The organism is Falsiroseomonas sp. (genome assembly GCF_051860665.1).
GTDB lineage: Bacteria > Pseudomonadota > Alphaproteobacteria > Acetobacterales > Acetobacteraceae > Falsiroseomonas.
Genome location: NZ_JBHYDM010000021.1, coordinates 48,888 through 67,749 on the forward strand (window position 1 = coordinate 48,888; position 18,862 = coordinate 67,749).

Genomic DNA, 18,862 nt, shown 5'->3' on the forward strand with positions numbered 1-18,862 from the left:
CACCATGGCGGTGGATTTCGCACGGCTGGATGCGGCGGTGATGGGCGCCTTCCGCGAGGTCGAGCCGATCCTCTACGGCCCGCGCTTCGAGCCGGACTTTGCGGTGCCAGGCATCTTCGACACCTGCATGGTCGAGGTGCCGGGCCCGGGCGACGGGCCGCCCGTTCTGGTGGCACGCTCGACGCTCGCCATCCGCGCGGAGGATCTGCCACCCGGCTATGCGCCGAAGCCGCTGGATCGCGTTTTGATCCGCGACGTCACCTACGACGTCACCGGCGCGGCGCTGCCAGATGCCGCGGGCTGGATCCTGCTGCAGCTGGGCCGCGTCGAATGACCCTGGAACATCGCGCCCTTGTCCGGACCACGGTCGCTAACCTGCTGGCCGAGCGCGTTCCCGCCCTTCGAAAGCGCGTCTTCCGCGCCCGCACCTGGCCCCTTTCGGAGGAGCATCTGCCGGCCGCGCTGGTCTATGGTTGGCAGGAGGAAAAGAAGCGCACCGGCGGCACGCCCCACCGGTCATTCTACGACGTCTCCTTCATCCTGGCCGTCGAACTGCGGCTCGACACCCGATCCCGCGCCAGCCTGGAACTGGAAGCCGAGCTCGAGGAGATGGCCGGCGCCGTCAGCCAGGCGGTGCTGACCGCCGGCGAGCTGCTGCTGCCGCCCGACCGCAGGATCGAACGCATCGACGGCGTGAAGACCACGCTCGGCATCGACACCAGGAGCAGCGAGGTGGCGCTGGGCTCGGCCCTGATCGCCTTCGACATGGCCTGGACCGAGGTCTTCGAGACGCCGCACCCCACCGTGGACTGCGAGGACAGCTCCCTCGCCTTCCGCCCCATCGCGCCCCGCCGGGCGTAGGAGCCCCCGCATGTACGTGATTCCCGCCGAGGACCTGAAGGTCCCGGACCCGGTTCTGCGCGACCACCTGCCGGCCGAGGGCCGCGAAGTGCCACGCGACGCCTACTGGATGCGCCGCCTGCGCGACGGCGACGTCATCGAGACCCTGCCGCCGGCCGCGCCGGCGGCCGAGGGGAGTGACAGCTGATGGTGGGCTTCCGCGAGATCCCCGCGAGCAACCGCTCGACCCTGTTCTTCGCCGAGCTGGACAATTCGCGCGCCAATTCCGGCACCGCCGGCGCGCTGCGCAGCCTGGTCATCGGCCAGCAGCTGGCCACCGGCGACCTGCCGCCGAATGTCCCGGCGCTGCTCGACAGCCTCGACTGGCTGCGCGGCCGCGCCGGCCGCGGCTCCATGCTGGCGCTGATGGCGGAGGCCTATCGCCGGCGCGACCGCAGCGGCGAGGTGCATGTCCTGCCGCTGGCGGATGCCGCCGCCGGCCTCGCCGCGACGGGCACCTTCACGGTCGGCACCGCCCCCACGGCCAGCGGCACGGACTACGCCTATATCGGCGACCGCCGCGTCACCGTGGGCCTTTCCAGCACCATGACGACGACCGCCGCCGGCGCCGCCTATGCCGCCGCCATCAATGCGGACACCAGCCTGCCCGTGACGGCTGCGAGCGTCTCCGGCGTCGTCACCGTCACCGCCCGCAACAGGGGCCTGGCCGGCAATGACATCGTGCTCGGCCGCAACCTGCTCGGCCCCGCCGGCGGCGAGGTGCCGCCCGCGGGCCTGGTGGTGAGCGTCTCCGGCATGTCCGGCGGCACCACGGCGCCGGATCTGGGGCCGGCGCTGGCCAATCTCGGCGCCGAGGATTTCGAGTTCCACGTCATGCCCTACACGGACACGGCGAGCCTGAACGCGCTGCGCGACCACCTGGCCGCCCGTTGGTCCTGGGACCGGATGCTCTATGGCGGCGCCTTTGCCGGCTTCCGCGGCACGCTCAGCGCCAGCACCACCTTCGGCGGCGGCCGCAACGACCCCCACATGGTCTGCCTGCCGGCCGATGGCTCGCCCTCCCCGTCCTGGATCTGGGCGGCCAACCTGGCCGGCGCCTGCGCCACCAGCCTCCGCGCCGATCCCGGCCTGCCGCTGCATGGCCTGCCGCTGGATGTCATGGCGCCGCCGCGCGAGAAGCGCTGGGGCATCGGCGATCGCAACATCCTGCTGAACAACGGCCTCTGCGCCTTCACCGTGGCGGCCGATGGGCGGGTCACCACCGACACGCTGGTCACCACCTATCGGCTGAACCCGCAGGGCGCGCCCGACGACAGCTACCTCTACCCCGAGACGCTTTATCTGCTGGCCGCGGCGATCCGGCGCCTGCGCAACTACGTCACCAGCACTTTTGGGCGCTTCAAGCTGGCCTCCGCCGGCACGCGCTTCCGGCCGGGCGCCAATATCGTCACCGCCTCCGTCATCCGCGACGGCATCCTCGCCGAGTATCGGCGCATGGAGGCGGAGGGGCTGGTGCAGGACTACGAGGCCTTCGCCGCCGAGCTGGTGGTCGAGCGCAATGCCTCCAACCGGTGCCGCGTCGATGGCCTGCTGCCGATCATCCCGATCGACCAGTTCCGCCAATTCGCCGGCCTGGTGCAGTTCCGCAAATCCGAAGGGGTGATCTGACATGGCGCTGCAGCCAGGGGCCCTGGCGGGCACCTCCTACCTCTACATCGACGGCGTCGAATACGACGTCGTCGACAGTGTCGGCTGGCAAGCCGCCCGCTCCGTCAAGGAGACGCTGACCGGCCAGAACGGCGTGCACGGCTTCAGCGTCAAGCCGGTGGCGCCCTATATCAAGGCCAAGATCCGCGACAACGTCGGCACCCGCGTGGCGGATTTCGAGGCGATGGAGAGCGTCTCCGTCTCGCTCGAGCTGATCAGCGGCAAGCGCGTCACCGGCAACGGCATGTGGTGCGTGAATGTCGTCGAGGTGAATGCCGACGATGCGACCTTCGAGGTGCGCTTCGAGGGTCCGGATGTGCAGGAGAGCTGAGATGGATGATCTGGACGAGGACGTGATCGAGGAGATCCCGCCGCGGGTGATCCGCTTTCCGGCCGTCGAATACAACGGCGCGACGGTCACCGAGATCACGCTGCAGCCGCTGACCATCGAGATGATCATGGCGGCGCAGAAGCAGGGCAACGAGATCGCCCAGGCCTCGCATCTGATCCAGCGCAGCGCCGGCGTCGCGCCGCAGCTGGTCGCAAAGCTCTCGCCGAAGGTGCTGGAGGTGGCGAGCCGGTATTTTGCCCGTTTTTTGCCCTCCGACCCGCCGAAGGCTGGGGACGCGCCGCCGCCGGCGTGACGCTGGCCTGCGGCTTTGGGCCGCGGGCCGCCTTCGCGATGACACCGGCCGAGCTGCTCTGGTGGGGCCGCCAGGCCGCCGCTCTGAGATCCAGGACCTGACATGGCCGTGGCTGCCGCCGGCGCGCTGAGCGTCACCATCTCCGCGATCGACCGGCTCTCGGCGCCGCTCGCCCGCATGAACAGCGGCGCGCTGCGGCTTGTCTCCGGCATCGGCCGCCTCAGCAGCGCCAGCCGAACCACCACGGGGATGGAGCGCCTCTCGCGGGTCGCCGGTGCCGCGGCGCGCAACATGGCGCTGATCGTGCCCTCGCTCTCCGCCCTGACCGCCGCCGGCACCGTGGCCGGCGTGCTGCGCCTGGCGGGCGGTTGGGCCACGCTCGGCGCCCAGCTCGGCCGCACCGCCTACCGGGTTCAGACTGCCGCCTCGGCGCTCTTTGCCATGCGCGGCGCCGCGCAGCTGGCGGGGTCTTCGGCCGAGGATATCAGCCAGGGCCTCGAGGGCCTGGGCGATGCCCTGTCAGATGCCGTGGGCGGGCGGGACGACACCGCCGTCCAATATTTCCGGCTGCTCGGCATCAATATGCGCGACGCCAGCGGCCAGGCTCGCACGGCATCCGAGGTTCTGCCGGAGGTCGCCGACGGCATCGCCCGCATTGCCGATCCGCGGCTGCAGGCGCGCGTCCTCGGCGCGCTGCGGCTGCCGGCCGGGCTGCTGCCCTACCTCCGTCAGGGCGCCGCCGGCATGCGCGATTATGAGCGCGAGGCTCGGCGCGCCGGCGCCATCTCCGAGGAGGGCGCTGAGGCGGCCCGCCAGTTCGAGATGGCGCAGACCCGGCTGAACCTGGCAGGCCAGGGGCTGGTGAACACCCTGGCGGCCCGGCTCGCGCCGGTGCTGGTGCCGCTGCTCGACCGGCTGTCGAACTGGCTGATCACCCAGGGCCCGCAGCTGGGCGCGATCGTCGCGGATCTCGCCGGGCGCTTCACCGCCTGGGTCGATGGCGGCGGGCTGACGCGGCTGGGGGAGCGGCTGGATGCGGTCGGCAGCGGCTTCTCGACCGTTATCGGCTGGATGGGCGGCATGGAGAATGCGGCGACGCTGCTGGGCATTGCCCTGATCGCCAAGCTGCTGAGCCCGCTGCTGCGCATCGGTGCATCGCTGACCCAGCTCGCAGCCTTTCGCCTCGCCCCCTGGATGATGCGCTTGCTGGGCGCGGGCGCCGGGGGCCTTGCCGCCGGCGCCTTCATCATGCGGCCGAGCCCAGTGCTTGGCGGCGAGGCGGAGGAGCTGGATCGCCTGCGACGGGACCCGGAGGCGCTGCGGCGCGAACTCGACCCGGCCTATGCGCAGCAGCGGGATGGCTCGATGGGGCTGCTGGCGGATGTGCTGCGCGCGAATCTCCGCGCAGGCTTTCCCTCGGGCCCGATGCAGCGCCGGGCGCAGGATCTGCCAGGCGATCGCGGCGGACCGGGCGACCGCAGCCTGCCGCGCGGGCTGCGCAACAATAACCCGCTGAACCTGATGTGGCATCCGGCGCAGCTGGCGGAGAATCCGGGCCTGACCTCCGACGGCCGCTTCGGCGTCTACCCCTCCATGGAGGCCGGCATCGCCCAGTCGATCCGTCAGATGCAGCTGAACGCGCGGCGCGGCGACGACACCCTGGCGCGCATGGTCTCCCGCTGGGCGCCGCCGGGGGAGAACAACACGGCCGCCTATATCGCCGCCGTCTCGCGCGCCACAGGCCTCGCGCCGGATGCGCGCCTGGATATGAACAACCCTGCGGTGCTCCGGTCCCTGGTGATGGCCATGGCGGTGCAGGAGAATGGCCGCGGGCTGGATGCCGGCGTCGTCGATCGAGGCGTCGCCATGGGGCTCGGGCGTGCAGCGGCAGCTCCGCCGCCGGGTGGCGCTGCGCCGGCCGGCGCGCCGGGTGCCGAGCCCGGCGTCGCCGGCGCCAGCCGCTCCGTCGTCGAGCTGCGCTTTTCCGGCCAGGTGCCGCCCGGCCTCACCGCCATCACCCGCAGCGAGGGCGCCGGCGTGCGCATCGAGCGGCCAGGCCTCGGAGCAGGACCATGAGCGGCGCACTGTCCTACCGCCCCGCCTCCTGGCGCGGCGTCCCGTTCGAGATCTGGGACATGGATGGCGGCTTCGGGCGCGCGACGGCGGTGCACGAATACCCCTTCCGGGATTCGGTCTGGGTCGAGGACACCGGCCGCGCCACCCGACGCCTCGGCCTGATCGGCTTTCGCTGCGGCGATGATGTCGCCGAGCTCGAGGCCGAGATGATCGAGGCGGCCGAGACCGAGGGGCCGGGGACCCTGGTCCACCCGACCCTCGGCTCGCTCAAGGCCAGCCTGGTCGAATTCCACACCCGCATCCGCCACGACCTCGGCCGGGTGGTCGAGCTGCATTTCCTCTTCATCGAGGCCGGCAGCCGCCGCTTTCCCGACGTCGCCGAGGAGCCCGGCGCAGGGGTGAAGGCCAAGGCCGATGCGCTGGATGAGGCGTCCGGCGCGAGCTTCGTGGAGCGCGCGGGCGCGGCGCTGAACCAGGGGGTGGCCGTCGTGCGCAGCGTGCAGCGGACGGTGAACGACTACACCGCCCGGGCCAACGCGTTGATGGGGGATGCGCGGGTGGTGATGAATGCGGTGGGCATGGTGGCGCCCGGGCTGAACCGGAGCTTCGGGCGGTTTGCCGCCGGCTATCGCCGCGCGCTGGCGCCGGTGACGGCGCTGCAGGGCGGCACGACGCGGGCGCTGAACGGCGTGGCCGCGGCGCGGCGCGGGGCGAGCCGGGCGGCCGACCAGGTCGACAGCTTGGCGGCGCGGCTGTGAGCACCCTCTCCGAGCTGTCCGCTGCCGCCCAGGCGCTGGCGGAGGCGCTGCGCGCCCTGTCGGAGGACCCGGCCGACGCTATCCGCCTCCTGGCCCCTCTGGCGGCGCCACAGCCGGCCAAGGCGACCGCGGGGGATATCGTGGGACTGGCCCAGGCTACCGGCCAGGCGGCGGCCGCAGCGCTCTGCCGGCGGGTTGTGCTGGCCGCCCTGGCTCGTGCCACCGCCGAGGCCAGCCCGCCCTCCTACGACGCCGCGGTGGCTCTGCGCGACCAGATCTGCGGCTTGCTGGAGGCGGAGGAGCTGTTCGCGGCCGATGCGGGGGAGGATGCGACGGCGCTGGCGCTGCGCGACCTCCGCGCGGCCGTGGCGGAGGATCTGACCCGCCGCGCGGCCAACCTGGCGCGGGTGCGGACGGTGACGGTGGCCGAGCCACTGCCGGCCCTGGTGCATGCCTATCGGCTCTACGAGGACCTCGGCAGGACGGATGAGGTCAGCCTGCAGGCGGATGCGGAGGATCCGAACTTCATCGGCGGGACATTTACGGTGCTGGGGGGTTGAACATCGCTTTCCAACTCGCCCTTGGCTAGTCCCACCGCCGACCAGTGACGCCTAGCATTGCATTTCTCCCAGCCCCGCCCGTCGACGACGATCGCTACTCACCCTCAGCTTCCGATGGAGGCTCTCCCGGAACCCCTAGCACTGTCCACGAGCCGAGAGGGTGGAAGCTCGGCCGAGCGATCGGGACGATTTGGCCGTCTTCGCGAAGGCGCAAGTGCGTGGCACCAGGTATCAAGTCTGGGTCAAGCGGCACAAGCGCCAGGGGGTTGTGGAAAATCGTGCAACCCTCAACCCATGTTTCACGGTATCCGGAAGAACCGACATCATATTCGAACCGCACCGGCTCTGAAGCATCGGGGTCCAGGTCGATAGCAACGCCTCGACGGATCATACGGACACGCGTTGATCCGAACCCCGCCATCCGTCCGATCCGATTAAACTTGGAGAGCGTCCCGCTGAAATTGGCGAGGACGGCGCTGATATTCTCTGCCTCCGGCTGGAAGAAGAACCCGGACGGGATCTCCTTCTCACCCCATCTGTGGGTTGTGACCCGGCGCGGAGTGACGATCAGCCGGCCTTCATCGTCTCGAGATGGGTCGTGGTCGTAACCGTAAAGATAAACGCCCAGAGCCGATCCAGTATATGTCATCGATCCAGGAAGCGAGAAATCTTGCACGGCAAGGACAAGAGGGATACCGCAGGCGTGCTTCTTCGCCCAATACCTCTTGCGAAGCTTCGAATACAGCGCGCTACCGAATTTGATAGGCATATATTCGTTTCGGTATGCCGACCTGCCCTCGTCAGTGTTAAGGTCCGGCGGATCGCCTATCGTGCCTACACCTTTTTCGGTCGGGTTCACCGTCACGGCCTCGATCGCGATCTTCCCGAATGAGCTCTCTGCCAGAAAGTCCGGTGCCGGCTCCGTTCGATCTATGCGGAAATTGAGCTCGGTCAGCATCGCGAAAAAATACAGTTCCCACACCCGAGCGTCGAAGCCCGTCGTCTGGAACTGCTCGATGAAGTTGCCGTCGACGTCCTGATACCACCGCATCATGGGCTCGATGATGCCACGAGCGGATGAGAACTGCTCGGCCTCGATCAGGCGGCGAAAGCTAGTATTTAACAGGTCCACCTTTACCACGGGGGTAAAGAAATCGACTAGCTTTGGTCTGTTGTGCCCCTGATGATAGGTGTCTTCCGACTGCATCGCCGTCAGTTCGAGCTCGCGACGAAGTAGTGCCTTGGCGTGTCTCGGAGTCGGCTGGAAGCTCGTCCCTTTGATCCAGCGGTATTGGTGAAGCTCATCGCGAGCCAAGACCGCACCGGCGTAATCGTCATCGGTCCGGTCTCGAATCAGAATGCCGAGCACGCGTTCATCGGCATGCTCGAAGTAGCCAAGCTCTTCGCTGAACACGTTCGCTAGTGGATCGCGTGCATATGCGGCGAGCGCGTCGAACCGGAGGCGGCTTATTGAGCGCATATGCTCACGATGGCACCAGGAGCTGCCGGTGTCACGCTAGGCGGAAGTCACCACGAACGGCCGAGTGTGGATCAGCACCCGGCGCCGGCCGCAGGCGGGCGTGGGCCGGAAATCTGCTCAGCGACTGCTTTGGGCTTAGCCGGGAGGAGGCGGCGTGCATGCTCGACAGCACGGAGGACACCGTCCGGACGGATGCCGCCGAGCTGCACTACCTACCTCAGCAGCTGTGATGAAGGGCGAAGCTGACCATAAGGCGTGTCCACTTTGGAGCCGGCGCTGACGGCCGCAAAGGTTCGAGATGGGCTTAGAGCAGCCCGATGGACTGCGTCGCCTAATGTCTGCTTTCCCACCCATTCCAGCTACTTCAAGCCCATCGCGGCCTGGCTCTCACCTCTGTGGTTGTGCTGCCGCGAACAGGCTGGACGCCATCTACAATCCGGAGAACCTCCATGCCACCCAACGACGGCGACGTCTCGCTGCTCGTCAACGGCCAGCTGCTCTCCGGCTGGCAGGAGATCCGCATCGGCGTCGGTATCGAGCGCATGCCCAGCGATTTCGACCTGGTCGTCACCGACCGCTACCCCGGCAAGCCCGCTGTGCCGGTCGAGCCCGGCATGGAATGCGTCCTCCGCATCGGCGATGACCTCGTCCTCACTGGCTACGTCGACCGCTACGCCATCTCCGTCAGCAAGCGCGGCGGCACGCAGATCCGCGTCACCGGCCGCGGCAAGTGCCAGGACCTGGTGGACTGCTCCGCCTACCTCCGCGGCAGCGCCAACCAGATCCTCAGCGCCCGCTCGCGCCAGGTCATCGCGCAGCTCGCCGCCATCTATGGCATCGAGGTCGATGCCCGCGCTGGCGAGGGCGAGGTGGTGCCGCAGTTCAACGTCATCCTCACCGAAACCGCCTGGGACATCATCGACCGCATCGCCCGCCATTCCGAGTTCCTCGCCTATGAGGGCCCCGACGGCCGGCTGATCCTCGCCCGCCTGGCCACGGAGCGTATGGCCAGCGGCTTCAAGGAGGGCGCCAATGTCGAGGAGGCCAGCGTCACCCGCGCCTACGACAAGCGCTACAGCCTCTACGAGGCCGTCTTCATGCCGGTGGAGACGCTGGCGCAATTCGATCGCGCGGCGCAGCCGGACTTCAACACCCGCGCCACGACCCGCGACATCACCATCGGCGCAGATGCGCCCGGCCAGGGCCGGCGCTTTCGGCCGCTCATCGTCATCGCAGAGACGCTGCAGAATGGCGTCGATATCGCCCAGCGCCGCGTCGAGTGGGAACGCGCCCGCCGCTTCGGCCGCAGCCAGGCGGTGGAGATCCTCGCCGATTCCTGGCGCGACGCCGCCGGCGCGCTTTGGCAGCCGAACCGCCTGGCGCGGGTGCAGCTGCCGACGCTGAAACTGCCCGATGTCGACTGGCTGATCTCCGAGGTCAGCTTCGAGCGCGGGCGGGAGGGCACCCATGCGCGGCTGACCCTGATGCCCCAGGAAGCCTTCCAGCCGCAGCCGGTCTACCTCACCCCCTTCGACTGGCAGGTGAGCGAGGCGCTGCGGCAGGGCGGGGCTGCCGCCGGCGGCGGCGGGCCGCTGCCATGACGGCCGGCCTCGATCGCCTCTATGCGCGGATGATGTCGATGATCGCGGTTGGCCGCGTCGCCGCCAGCACAGCGCTCGGCGGCCGCGGCGCGCGCCGGCTGCAGGTGCGCTTCGATGCGGCGGAGATCCGCGACGAGACGCCGCTGCTGCAGGCCTATGGCTTTGCGTCGCGCCCCCAACCGGGCGCCGATGTCGTGGTGCTATTCCCGGGCGGCAACCGCGGCGCCGGCTTTATCGTCGCCACCAATGACCGCCGCTACCAGGTCGAGCTCGCCGCCGGCGAGGCCATTCTGCACGACGACCTCGGCCAGAAAATCCACCTGACCCGCGCCGGCATCGTCATCGATGGCGGCGGCCTCCCGATCACACTGCGCAACGCGCCCCGCGTCACCGTCGAGGGCGATCTCGAAGTGACCGGCGACGTCACGATCGGCGCCAGAACCTTCAACACCCACACCCACACCGAGACCGACAGCGAAACCCTGCCCCCGACATGACCGCGACCGACATCGCCATCGTCTGGGACACCGAGCGGTCCCAGGGCGATTGGCAGCTGATCGCCGGCGGCGAATTCCTCACCGCCCAGGCGCTCGAAACCGCCGTCATGATCAGCCTCTTCACGGAGGCCCGCGCGGCCGCCGATGACGTGCTGCCGCAAGGCGAGACAGATCGCCGTGGTTGGTGGGGCAATGCCCTGGGCGAGGACCCGATCGGCTCCCGCCTCTGGCTGCTGCGCCGCGCCAAGTGCCTGCCCGAAACGCTCAACCTCGCGCGCGATGCGATCCGCGAGGCGCTCGCCTGGCTGGTCGAGGACGGCATCGCCAGCAAGGTCGAGGTCACCACGAGCTGGATCAGCCCCACCCGCATGGGCGCCGCCATCACCATCCACCAGCCCGATCGCAGCGCCGCGCTGCGTGCCGAATGGGCCTGGCAGGGCATCTGACACGGGATTTCCGACGATGGCCTTCGAACGCCCCACCCTGACCGCCCTGCTGCGGCAGGCGCGGGCCGATATGGCGGCCGCCATCGGCGCCAGCGTGCTGCTGCGCGCCTCGCCCCTGGCGGTGCTGGCCAAGGTCCTGGCGGGCCTGGTGCAGGGCCTCTACGGCTATCTCGACTGGATCGCCCGCGAGGCCAACCCGCTGACCGCCACGGGCGCCCGCCTGGTCGCCTGGGCCGCCCTGGTGGGGATCTTCCGGAAGGACATGCGGACCGCCACGGCGACGGCCAGCTTCACCGGCACGCCCGGCGCGATCCTCGCCGAGGGAACGCGGATCAGCCGGACCGCCGATGGCGTCACCTATCGCTGCACGGCGCTCGGCACGGTCGGCGCCGGCGGCACCGTGACGGTCCCGATCGAGGCGGAGGAGCCGGGCGCCAGCGGCAATGCCCTGGCCGGCGCCGCCGTCACCCTCATGGGTTCGGCCTCCGGCATCCTGGCGACCGGCAGCCTCGCCACGGCCGCCGCCGGCGGCGCCAATGAGGAGCCGGAGGAGGATTTTCGCGCCCGCATGCTCGACCGCTATCGCAGCCCGCCCAAGGGCGGCGCCAGCGGCGACTACGCCACCTGGGCGCGCGAGGTGCCCGGCATCACTCGCGCCTGGGACACCAGCCTCGCCGCCGGCACCGTCACCGTCCACATCATGCTCGACGATGCACGCGCCGCCGATGCGGGCTTTCCCCAGGGCTCCGATGGCGTCGCCACCTCCGACCCGCGCGGCATCGCCGCCACGGGCGATCAGCTGCTGGTCGCGGACTATATCCGGGCGCGGCAGCCAGTCACCGCGCTGGTCTATGTCGTGGCGCCGGTGGCCCATCCGGTGGACCTGACCATCGCCGATCTCTCTGACGACAGCAGCGCCATCCGCGCCGACGTCGCCGAGGCCCTCACCGGCCTCTTCCGGCGCGAGGGCGCACCGGGCGGCACGATCTACCCCTCCGCCATCGCCGCCGCGATCGACACCGTGCCGGGGGTGGAGCGCTTCTCCTTGCCGGGCCTCGACCCGATCACCGCCCCCGCCGGCCACCTGCCGGTGCTCGGCGTCATCACCTGGCCGGTCTGACCCATGGCGGATGTCGAACTCGGTCAGGCCGAGCACCTGGCCGTTCTGCAGGCCCTGATGCCCACCGGCCCGGTCTGGCCACGCCACCCCGGCACGACGCAGGAAAAGGTCCTCGCCGGCCTCGCCGCCGGCGCCGCCCGGCTGCGCGCCAGGGCCCGCGCTCTGCTGACCGATGCCTTCCCGGCCACCGCCTTCGAGCTGCTGCCGGACTGGGAGGCCGCGCTGGGCCTGCCGGACCCCTGCGCTGGCCCATCTCCCGGCCTGCAGGAACGCCGCGGCCAGGTGGTCGCGCGGCTGACCGCCCGCGGCGGCCAGAGCATCCCCTACCTGGTCAGCCAGGCCGCGGCGCTGGGCTATGCCATCACCATCCGCGAGTTCGGCCCCTCCCGCCTCGGCGCCATGCGCCTGGGCGGCCATCTGCAGGACGAACGCTGGGCCCATGCCTGGGCGGTGCAGGCGCCGCTGACGACAGTCACCCCGTTTCGGCTTGGGCAATCCACCCTTGGCGAGCGCTTCGCCGCCTGGGGCAATGCGGTGCTGGAATGCGAGATGCGCGTCCTCGCCCCGCTGCACACCACCCTGATCTTCCAATACGGCTAGGAGCGGCGATGTATCGTCTCGCGAACGGCACCCAGGTCCCGTCGCTGCCGGCAGCACCGGCCCCGGTGGGCACGCCAGGCTTTGGCACCAGTGGCAATCCCGGCGCCGGCCTTTTGGGCAGCATCTTCGGCGCCCCCGAATTCAACACCCTGCAGGAGGAGCTGATGAGCTTCCTCCTCGCCGCCGGCATCGCGCCCGATCGGGACAATTTTGCGCAGGTGCTCGAAGCCTGCCGCATCCTCTTCGGCGGACGCGGCGCGCTGCTGGCGTTGACCTCCGCCACGACGATCGCCAACGCGACCGAGACAGCAGTGCCGTGGCCGGCCCCCATCTATGACGATCTGGGGCTCTGGTCGGGCGTTTCGCCGACCCGCCTGACGATCCCGGCCGGCATCAGTCGCGTGCGCGTCTCCTGCCAGACGACGTGGGACAACCAAGAATCCGGCGACCGCAAGGTGCGCATCCTGCGCAATAGCATCGGCGAAGGTGACGGGCTGCCAGCGATGCGCCTGCCGAGCGCGGGAGCAGCGGATGTCACCGTGCTCAATGCCGGCGGTGGCATCGTCCAGGTGTCGCCTGGCGACTACCTGCAGATGATGGTCTTCCACGACCGCGGCGCCAATCTCGACCTGCGCGCGACCAACACCTGGCTGCACCTCGAAGCGCTGCGCTGAATCAACACGATCCGGAGGTTGCATGCCCGTCGTCACCGATGTGCGGGTCACGCTGCGCGTCTTCAGCAGCGATCACCTGGTGCCGCGCGCCGTGCAGGGCAGCGCCATCGTCCTCGAGGCCAGCATCACCGACCTCGAGGACGTGCCGCTGCCAGGCGCTGTGGTGCATCTGTCCTACGTCACGCCAGGCGGGCTGGAACTGCGCGCGCCCGGCCGGATCAGCAACGCCGCGGGCCAGGCCACGGCCCGCCTGGCCCTCGCCGAGGCGGGGCGCTTTGTCGCCCGCTGCATCGTCATCTCGCCCATCGCCCGCGTCGTGCAGCGGCCCTTCCTGCTGACCGAGGGCGCGGTCGTGCTGCTGCCGGCAGAGGCGGTGCCGATCGCCACCCCGCAAGGCGCCCTCCTCATCCTTCCGAACGGCCGAGCCATCGGCGGAGTCATCCCGTGAGTGGAACCCTCCCTTCCAGCCCCGTCCTAGTGCAGGACGCCACCGAACTGCCGGTGTCGGACAACCCGCTCGCGCTTTCGGTCTATGGCACCAATGCCGAGACGGGCGCGGTCGAGCAGGCGCCGCTGAGCGCGATCCAGGAGGCCCTGCAGGCGACGCATGGTCATTCCATCGCGCAGGTCACCGGCCTGCAGGCGGCGCTGGATGGTAAGGCGGCCGCCGGCGCCGCGACCGCCTCCGGCCTGACCGTCTCGGCCACCGCGCGGCTGCTGGGCCGCAGCAGCGCCGACGGCGGCCCGGTGCAGGAACTGGCACTCGGCAGCGGCCTGACCCTGGATGGCAGCACGCTGAGCGTTGCCGGCGGCGGCAGTGCCGGGCCGCATACCCACACCATCGCCGATGTCTCCGGGCTGCAGACCGTGCTGGACGGCAAGGCGGCGGCGAGCCACGGGCATGCGATCGCAGACACGGCCGGGCTGCAGGCGGTCCTCGACGGCAAGGCCGCCGCGGCTCACGGCCACAGCATCGCCGACACGGCGGGACTTGGCGCCGCGCTCGACGGCAAGGCGCCGCTGAACCACGGCCATGCCATCGCCGACACGGCTGGCCTGGGTGCCGCGCTGGACAGCAAGGCGCCCCTGAGCCATGGCCACGCCATCGCCGACACCGCCGGGCTGCAAGCCGTGCTGGACGGCAAAGCGCCCACCGGCCACGGCCATGCCATCGGCGATACGGCGGGGCTGCAGGCGGCGCTGGATGGCAAGGCCGCCGCCGGTCCGGCAACTGCGTCCGGCCTCACCATCGCGGCCTCTGGGCGTCTTCTGGGCCGCAGTAGCGCCGGCGGTGGCCCTGTGCAGGAGCTGGCGCTGGGGACCGGCCTGAGCCTCGACGGCAGCACCCTGAACGCCGCCGCCGGCGCCGGGCCGCACAGCCACGAGATCGCCGACGTCACCGGCCTCGCCGCCGCCCTCGCCGGCAAGGCGGCGACCAGCCACAGCCACGCCATCAGCGACACCACGGGGCTTGCCGCGGCGCTGGATGGCAAGGCGCCGCTGGGGCATGGGCACGCCATCGCCGACACCGCCGGGCTGCAAGCCGTGCTCGACGGCAAGGCGGCTGCCGGCCATGGCCATGCCATCGCCGATACGGCGGGGCTGCAGGCGGCGCTGGATGGCAAGGCGGCGGCCGGCGCGGCGACCACCTCGGGTCTCACCGTCTCCACCACGGCAAGGCTGCTGGGCCGCAGCAGCGCCGGCGGCGGCCCGGTGCAGGAGGTCATGCTCGGCAGCGGCCTCACCCTGGACGGCAGCACGCTGAATGCCGCCGCCGGCCCCCATACCCACGAGATCGCCGAAGTCACCGGCCTCGCCGCCGCCCTCGCCGGCAAGGCGCCGACCAGCCACAGCCACGCCATCGCCGATACTGCGGGTCTGCAGGCCGCGCTGGATGGCAAGGTGGCGCCCGGTCCGGCCACCAGTTCGGGCCTGACCGTCTCGGGCGCCGCGCGATTGCTCGGCCGCAGCAGCGCCGGCGGCGGGCCCCTGCAGGAGGTCATCCTCGGCAGCGGCCTGACGCTCGACGGCAGCACCCTGAATGCCGCCGCCGCCGCCGGACCGCACAGCCACGACATCAGCGACGTCACCGGCCTCTCCGCTGCGCTCGCCGGTAAGGCGGCCACCGTGCATGGCCACGTCATCGCCGATACCGCGGGGCTGCAGAGCGCGCTGGATGGCAAAGCCGCCGTGGCGCACGGCCATGCCATCGCCGATGTCTCCGGCCTGCAAGGCGCGCTCGACGGCAAGATCGCCCCGGGCCCGGCCAGCAGCTCCGGCCTGACCATCTCCGCATCCGGCCGGCTGCTGGGCCGCAGCAGCGCCGGCGGCGGTGCCGTCCAGGAGCTGATCCTCGGCAGCGGCCTCACCCTGGATGGCAGCACGCTGAACGCCGAGAGCGGAGGCAGCGGCAGCCCGCACAGCCACGAGATCAGCGACGTCACCGGCCTTTCCGCCGCCCTCGCAGGCAAGGCCGCCGCGGTGCATAGCCACGCGATTGCCGACACCACGGGCCTGCAGAGCGCGCTCGACAGCAAAGCCGCCACCGGCCACGGCCACGCCATCACGGATACGACCGGGCTGCAGACGGCGCTGGATGGCAAGGCGGCCACCAGCCACACCCACAGCATCGCCCAGATCACCAGCCTCCAGACCACCCTGGACGGCAAAGCCGCCAGCAGCCACGGCCACTCGATCGCTGATACGAGCGGTCTGCAGGCCGCGCTCGATGCCAAGGCAGCCAGCAGCCACACCCACAGCATTGCCCAAATCACCAGCCTGCAACCCACCCTCGACGGCAAGGCTGCCATCAGCCACGGCCACGCCATCGCCGATGTCTCCGGTCTGCAGAGCGCGCTCGACGGCAAGGCCGCCGCCGGCGCCGCCATGGCCTCCGGCCTCACCGCGGCCGGCCAGCGCCTGCTAGGCCGCGGCTCCGGCAGCAACGGTGCCCTCGAGGAGCTGCAGATCGGCAATGGCCTGTCACTCTCCGCCACCACCCTCTCCGCCGGCGGCCTCACCAGCCTGAACAAGGGCACCGGCGCCGCTGGCTCCACCCAGACTTTCGATGTCGGCGCCGCGGGGCACCAGCGGCTTCAGGTGGGCGGTGCGCTGACCGTCGCCTTCACCGGATGGCCCGCGGGCTTCGGCGAACTCCTCATCGAGCTGGTGAACGGCGGCAGCCACATCGTCACCTGGCCCACCATCAAATGGCTGCGGCCCGACGGCAGCTACACCACCGTCTTCGGCAGCACGAACATCGTGCTCAACACCGTCGACACCGACTGGATCCTGATCTGGACGGGCAATGGCGGCACCACCCTCTTCGGCAAGGTGATGCGCTGATGCTGATCCGACGCGCCTTCTTCGGCGGCATCGAGCCCGACATGAACTGGTACGTCGCCGGCCAGAATTCCTGGGGCGAGACCGGCGCCGGAGGCACCGGTGCCGACCAGTATTTCGGTGCCTTCCAGCTGCCCGTCGCACCCTGGGCCACGCCGCAGAAGTGGACCCAGTTCGCCCTCTACGCCCGCCACATGATGGCGCTGCGCGCCGACGGCACCATCTGGTCCGCCGGCGACAACTCCTTCGGCCAGCTCGGCCAGGGCGATACCACTCTTCGGCGGGCGCTGACCCAAATCGGCAGCGCCACCAACTGGCGCAAGATCGGCGTCGGCTCCGAATTCTCCGCGGCCCTCGACCGCGACGGGAATATCTGGACATTCGGCCGCAACGACATCGCCGCCCAGCTCAATGACGGCACCAACACCGGCACGCGCAGCACGCCCTACAACACCGCGCTCACCGCCGCGCCCTTTCGCAGCCAGGCCATCCGCTTTGTCGATATGTGGGTCGGCCATCGCTGGGTCGCTGGCCTGGATGATCAGGGTGATCTCTGGACCTGGGGCAACAACGGCTCCCAGCAGCTCGGCCGCGGCTCTCCGGAGGAGAATGGCGGCATCACGACGCAGGGCTACACCCAGGATCGCTATTGCAAGAAGGTCTCCCCCGCCGGGCCTTGGCGCTACGCCAGCGTCGGCGCCTACAACGGCGCCGGCTTCCACGAGGACGGCAATGTCTGGATGTGGGGCCTCGCCAGCTCCGGCCAGCGCGGGCCCGGCGTCAGCAGCCAGCTACCGGCGATCGTCGCACCAAACGCCGCCGGCGCCTTCTGGGTGAACGTCTTCTGCGGCGAGTATTCCACCTTCCTGCTGCGCAATGACGGCACGCTCTGGGCCTGCGGCCAGAATACCTCCGGCGAGCTCGGCATCGGCACCACCAGCAACACCAGCACGCTGACCCAGGTGATCGGCGATGATGGCGGGCTGACAGTCACCGAATGGCGCTGGGTGCATTGTGCGCTGAACCACACCCTCGCCGTCGCGCAGGACGGCACTCTCTGGGGCTGGGGCAGCAACCAGAGCAAGAAGCTCGGCCGCGCCGACCTGGCGGGCGCCAGCTACAGCACGCCGAAGCTGATCAGCGCCGCCACCGCGTGGCGCAGCGCCTATGCCGCCGAATACTCCTCCATCGCCGCCCGCGTGCCGTGAAGGACGCCAACACCATGCCACCCGACAGCATCAGCCCGCGCGACTTCGGCGCGCTGGAAAGCAATGTCCGCCACCTTCAGCAACAGATGGACCGCGTCGAGCGATCGCTCGCCAGCGTCGCCGAACAGGTCGCCGAGATGCGCGACACGCTCGCCAAGGCCAAGGGCGGGTGGATCGGCATCTCCACCATGGTCACCGCCGCCGGCGCCGTCGGCGCCTTCATCGCCCGCATCCTTCCCCATCCGTGAGAACGCCATGACGCAGAAGAACCTCGAGCAGACGCGCGGTTTTCGCAATCGCAACCCTGGCAATATCGACTATGTCGCGACGAACAAGTGGCAGGGGCAGATCGGCATCGAGCCGGCGCCGCGCAACGGCGGCCAGCCGCGCTTCGCGCGCTTCGAGAGCCACGAATACGGCATCCGCGCGCTCGCCATGCTGCTGACCACCTACCAGGATCGGCATGGTCTGCGCACGGTGCAGGGCATCATCAACCGCTGGGCCCCGCCCAAGGAGAACGCGACCAGCGCCTATGTGCAGGCCGTGGCCGCGGCGCTCGGCGTGGCGCCGGAGGCGGAGATCGACCTGCACCGCTACGAGGTGATGCGGCCGCTGGTCGAGGCCATCATCCGCCACGAGCTCGGCGGGCAGCCCTACGCGGCGGCCGTGATCGACGAGGGCCTGCGCCGCGCCGGCGTCGTGCGGCCGGTGGCCACCGTGCTGGAGGCGGCCGCCACCGGCACCGGGCGCGGCGCAACCTCGGTGGCCACCGCGGTCGCCGTCGCGGCGCCGGCGGCCTCGGTGATCTCCTCGCTCGGCGGGTTGCCGCAGTGGACTGGCGTGGCGCTGATCGTCGCAGTCGCCGTCGTCGCGCTGTCGGTGATCCTGACCCGGCGCAAGGACCGCGGCGAGGCGCTCGCGTGATCGGCGCGCTGACAGCGCTCTGGGCCCGCGCCAAGGGCTGGATGGCGATGGCGGCCGCGCTGCTGGCGGCGATCGCCAGCGTCTACCTCGCCGGCCGACGCCAGGCAGGCCGAGACGTGGCGCTGAACCAGGCGCAGGTGGCGCTCAGCAGGCGGGAGGTACGGGATGCGGTCGATCGTGATGTGGCTCGGGATCCTGGCGCTGCTGAACGCCTGCGCCGCGACTGGAGCTGGGACTGATCCTTGCGGGTCGTGGCGGCCGATCCTGGTCGGTCGCCACGACAACCTGACCGACAGCACGGCGCGCGCGATCCTGGCGCATAACGAGACCGGGCGGCGTCTCTGCGGGTGGTGATGTCGGCGCT

At 70.5% G+C, this 18,862-nt stretch carries 22 protein-coding genes; 21 read left to right on the forward strand and 1 reads right to left on the reverse strand.

Annotated elements, in window-relative coordinates; translation table 11 throughout:
- The first annotated feature begins 4 nt into the window (after nucleotides 1-4).
- The 9 genes from ACTIF1_RS18800 (at nucleotide 5) to ACTIF1_RS18840 (ending at nucleotide 6,606) form a co-directional block, all read left to right on the forward strand.
- Complete coding sequence (locus ACTIF1_RS18800) at nucleotides 5-334, forward strand: head-tail joining protein (protein WP_439597989.1); 330 nt, start codon at nucleotides 5-7, stop codon at nucleotides 332-334.
- Nucleotides 331-861, forward strand: coding sequence for a hypothetical protein (locus tag ACTIF1_RS18805; RefSeq protein WP_439597990.1), 531 nt, complete (start codon nucleotides 331-333; stop codon nucleotides 859-861). The genes ACTIF1_RS18800 and ACTIF1_RS18805 overlap by 4 nt, the downstream gene beginning before the upstream one ends.
- A 10-nt stretch (nucleotides 862-871) precedes the next feature.
- Nucleotides 872-1,048, forward strand: a complete 177-nt coding sequence (locus tag ACTIF1_RS18810) for a DUF2635 domain-containing protein (RefSeq protein ID WP_439597991.1) — start codon at nucleotides 872-874, stop codon at nucleotides 1,046-1,048.
- Nucleotides 1,048-2,529, forward strand: a complete 1,482-nt coding sequence (locus ACTIF1_RS18815; protein ID WP_439597992.1) for a phage tail sheath subtilisin-like domain-containing protein — start codon at nucleotides 1,048-1,050, stop codon at nucleotides 2,527-2,529. Before ACTIF1_RS18810 ends, ACTIF1_RS18815 begins: the two co-directional genes overlap by 1 nt.
- 1 nt (nucleotide 2,530) lies before the next feature.
- On the forward strand, nucleotides 2,531-2,899 hold the full coding sequence (locus ACTIF1_RS18820; protein WP_439597993.1) for a phage tail tube protein: 369 nt from the start codon (nucleotides 2,531-2,533) through the stop codon (nucleotides 2,897-2,899).
- Nucleotide 2,900: 1 nt separating this feature from the next.
- Nucleotides 2,901-3,212, forward strand: a complete 312-nt coding sequence (locus tag ACTIF1_RS18825) for a phage tail assembly protein (RefSeq protein ID WP_439597994.1) — start codon at nucleotides 2,901-2,903, stop codon at nucleotides 3,210-3,212.
- A gap of 102 nt (nucleotides 3,213-3,314) precedes the next feature.
- Complete coding sequence (locus ACTIF1_RS18830) at nucleotides 3,315-5,288, forward strand: hypothetical protein (RefSeq protein WP_439597995.1); 1,974 nt, start codon at nucleotides 3,315-3,317, stop codon at nucleotides 5,286-5,288.
- Entirely contained in the window at nucleotides 5,285-6,046 is a 762-nt protein-coding gene (locus ACTIF1_RS18835; RefSeq protein ID WP_439597996.1) for a DNA circularization N-terminal domain-containing protein, read from the forward strand. Before ACTIF1_RS18830 ends, ACTIF1_RS18835 begins: the two co-directional genes overlap by 4 nt.
- Nucleotides 6,043-6,606, forward strand: coding sequence for a hypothetical protein (locus ACTIF1_RS18840; RefSeq protein ID WP_439597997.1), 564 nt, complete (start codon nucleotides 6,043-6,045; stop codon nucleotides 6,604-6,606). The genes ACTIF1_RS18835 and ACTIF1_RS18840 overlap by 4 nt, the downstream gene beginning before the upstream one ends.
- Nucleotides 6,607-6,700: 94 nt before the next feature.
- Here the strand turns inward: ACTIF1_RS18840 and ACTIF1_RS18845 are convergent, their stop codons facing one another.
- Nucleotides 6,701-8,020 (reverse strand): hypothetical protein, encoded by a 1,320-nt coding sequence (locus ACTIF1_RS18845; RefSeq protein ID WP_439597998.1) that lies wholly within the window; start codon nucleotides 8,018-8,020, stop codon nucleotides 6,701-6,703.
- A gap of 515 nt (nucleotides 8,021-8,535) precedes the next feature.
- Here ACTIF1_RS18845 and ACTIF1_RS18850 point away from each other — a divergent pair.
- From ACTIF1_RS18850 to ACTIF1_RS18905, 12 genes are read left to right on the forward strand one after another with little or no spacing between them, the layout of a single operon-like run.
- Nucleotides 8,536-9,687, forward strand: a complete 1,152-nt coding sequence (locus ACTIF1_RS18850; protein ID WP_439597999.1) for a phage baseplate assembly protein — start codon at nucleotides 8,536-8,538, stop codon at nucleotides 9,685-9,687.
- Nucleotides 9,684-10,184, forward strand: a complete 501-nt coding sequence (locus tag ACTIF1_RS18855; RefSeq protein ID WP_439598000.1) for a phage baseplate assembly protein domain-containing protein — start codon at nucleotides 9,684-9,686, stop codon at nucleotides 10,182-10,184. The genes ACTIF1_RS18850 and ACTIF1_RS18855 overlap by 4 nt, the downstream gene beginning before the upstream one ends.
- Complete coding sequence (locus tag ACTIF1_RS18860) at nucleotides 10,181-10,630, forward strand: phage GP46 family protein (protein WP_439598001.1); 450 nt, start codon at nucleotides 10,181-10,183, stop codon at nucleotides 10,628-10,630. Before ACTIF1_RS18855 ends, ACTIF1_RS18860 begins: the two co-directional genes overlap by 4 nt.
- A 16-nt stretch (nucleotides 10,631-10,646) precedes the next feature.
- The gene (locus ACTIF1_RS18865) at nucleotides 10,647-11,750 is read left to right on the forward strand and encodes a baseplate J/gp47 family protein (RefSeq protein WP_439598002.1); all 1,104 of its coding nucleotides are present in this window, start codon (nucleotides 10,647-10,649) and stop codon (nucleotides 11,748-11,750) included.
- A 3-nt stretch (nucleotides 11,751-11,753) separates the two neighbouring features.
- A complete protein-coding gene (locus ACTIF1_RS18870) occupies nucleotides 11,754-12,350 on the forward strand; it encodes a YmfQ family protein (protein WP_439598003.1) in 597 nt (198 codons plus the stop codon).
- A gap of 8 nt (nucleotides 12,351-12,358) precedes the next feature.
- Nucleotides 12,359-13,024, forward strand: a complete 666-nt coding sequence (locus tag ACTIF1_RS18875) for a hypothetical protein (RefSeq protein ID WP_439598004.1) — start codon at nucleotides 12,359-12,361, stop codon at nucleotides 13,022-13,024.
- A gap of 22 nt (nucleotides 13,025-13,046) precedes the next feature.
- On the forward strand, nucleotides 13,047-13,472 hold the full coding sequence (locus ACTIF1_RS18880; RefSeq protein WP_439598005.1) for a hypothetical protein: 426 nt from the start codon (nucleotides 13,047-13,049) through the stop codon (nucleotides 13,470-13,472).
- Complete coding sequence (locus tag ACTIF1_RS18885; RefSeq protein WP_439598006.1) at nucleotides 13,469-16,369, forward strand: hypothetical protein; 2,901 nt, start codon at nucleotides 13,469-13,471, stop codon at nucleotides 16,367-16,369. Before ACTIF1_RS18880 ends, ACTIF1_RS18885 begins: the two co-directional genes overlap by 4 nt.
- The gene (locus ACTIF1_RS18890) at nucleotides 16,369-17,574 is read left to right on the forward strand and encodes an RCC1 domain-containing protein (RefSeq protein WP_439598007.1); all 1,206 of its coding nucleotides are present in this window, start codon (nucleotides 16,369-16,371) and stop codon (nucleotides 17,572-17,574) included. Before ACTIF1_RS18885 ends, ACTIF1_RS18890 begins: the two co-directional genes overlap by 1 nt.
- Before the next feature lie 14 nt (nucleotides 17,575-17,588).
- Nucleotides 17,589-17,822, forward strand: coding sequence for a hypothetical protein (locus ACTIF1_RS18895; RefSeq protein ID WP_439598008.1), 234 nt, complete (start codon nucleotides 17,589-17,591; stop codon nucleotides 17,820-17,822).
- Between the two features lie 7 nt (nucleotides 17,823-17,829).
- Nucleotides 17,830-18,498, forward strand: a complete 669-nt coding sequence (locus tag ACTIF1_RS18900) for a structural protein (RefSeq protein WP_439598009.1) — start codon at nucleotides 17,830-17,832, stop codon at nucleotides 18,496-18,498.
- Nucleotides 18,495-18,737 carry a hypothetical protein gene (locus tag ACTIF1_RS18905; protein ID WP_439598010.1) on the forward strand — a complete coding sequence of 81 codons (243 nt, stop codon included), beginning with the start codon at nucleotides 18,495-18,497 and terminating at the stop codon, nucleotides 18,735-18,737. Before ACTIF1_RS18900 ends, ACTIF1_RS18905 begins: the two co-directional genes overlap by 4 nt.
- Nucleotides 18,738-18,862 lie beyond the last annotated feature (125 nt).

What these genes read in the sequence shown, in the direction of transcription:
- ACTIF1_RS18870 (WP_439598003.1), top strand. Translation starts at nt 11,754, where the DNA reads ATGGCGGATGTCGAACTCGGTCAGGCCGAGCACCTGGCCGTTCTGCAG.
- ACTIF1_RS18800 (WP_439597989.1), top strand. Translation starts at nt 5, where the DNA reads ATGGCGGTGGATTTCGCACGGCTGGATGCGGCGGTGATGGGCGCCTTC.
- ACTIF1_RS18890 (WP_439598007.1), top strand. Translation starts at nt 16,369, where the DNA reads ATGCTGATCCGACGCGCCTTCTTCGGCGGCATCGAGCCCGACATGAAC.
- ACTIF1_RS18825 (WP_439597994.1), top strand. Translation starts at nt 2,901, where the DNA reads ATGGATGATCTGGACGAGGACGTGATCGAGGAGATCCCGCCGCGGGTG.
- ACTIF1_RS18830 (WP_439597995.1), top strand. Translation starts at nt 3,315, where the DNA reads ATGGCCGTGGCTGCCGCCGGCGCGCTGAGCGTCACCATCTCCGCGATC.
- ACTIF1_RS18820 (WP_439597993.1), top strand. Translation starts at nt 2,531, where the DNA reads ATGGCGCTGCAGCCAGGGGCCCTGGCGGGCACCTCCTACCTCTACATC.
- ACTIF1_RS18805 (WP_439597990.1), top strand. Translation starts at nt 331, where the DNA reads ATGACCCTGGAACATCGCGCCCTTGTCCGGACCACGGTCGCTAACCTG.
- ACTIF1_RS18875 (WP_439598004.1), top strand. Translation starts at nt 12,359, where the DNA reads ATGTATCGTCTCGCGAACGGCACCCAGGTCCCGTCGCTGCCGGCAGCA.
- ACTIF1_RS18815 (WP_439597992.1), top strand. Translation starts at nt 1,048, where the DNA reads ATGGTGGGCTTCCGCGAGATCCCCGCGAGCAACCGCTCGACCCTGTTC.
- ACTIF1_RS18860 (WP_439598001.1), top strand. Translation starts at nt 10,181, where the DNA reads ATGACCGCGACCGACATCGCCATCGTCTGGGACACCGAGCGGTCCCAG.
- ACTIF1_RS18865 (WP_439598002.1), top strand. Translation starts at nt 10,647, where the DNA reads ATGGCCTTCGAACGCCCCACCCTGACCGCCCTGCTGCGGCAGGCGCGG.
- ACTIF1_RS18880 (WP_439598005.1), top strand. Translation starts at nt 13,047, where the DNA reads ATGCCCGTCGTCACCGATGTGCGGGTCACGCTGCGCGTCTTCAGCAGC.
- ACTIF1_RS18900 (WP_439598009.1), top strand. Translation starts at nt 17,830, where the DNA reads ATGACGCAGAAGAACCTCGAGCAGACGCGCGGTTTTCGCAATCGCAAC.
- ACTIF1_RS18810 (WP_439597991.1), top strand. Translation starts at nt 872, where the DNA reads ATGTACGTGATTCCCGCCGAGGACCTGAAGGTCCCGGACCCGGTTCTG.
- ACTIF1_RS18850 (WP_439597999.1), top strand. Translation starts at nt 8,536, where the DNA reads ATGCCACCCAACGACGGCGACGTCTCGCTGCTCGTCAACGGCCAGCTG.
- ACTIF1_RS18835 (WP_439597996.1), top strand. Translation starts at nt 5,285, where the DNA reads ATGAGCGGCGCACTGTCCTACCGCCCCGCCTCCTGGCGCGGCGTCCCG.
- ACTIF1_RS18895 (WP_439598008.1), top strand. Translation starts at nt 17,589, where the DNA reads ATGCCACCCGACAGCATCAGCCCGCGCGACTTCGGCGCGCTGGAAAGC.
- ACTIF1_RS18855 (WP_439598000.1), top strand. Translation starts at nt 9,684, where the DNA reads ATGACGGCCGGCCTCGATCGCCTCTATGCGCGGATGATGTCGATGATC.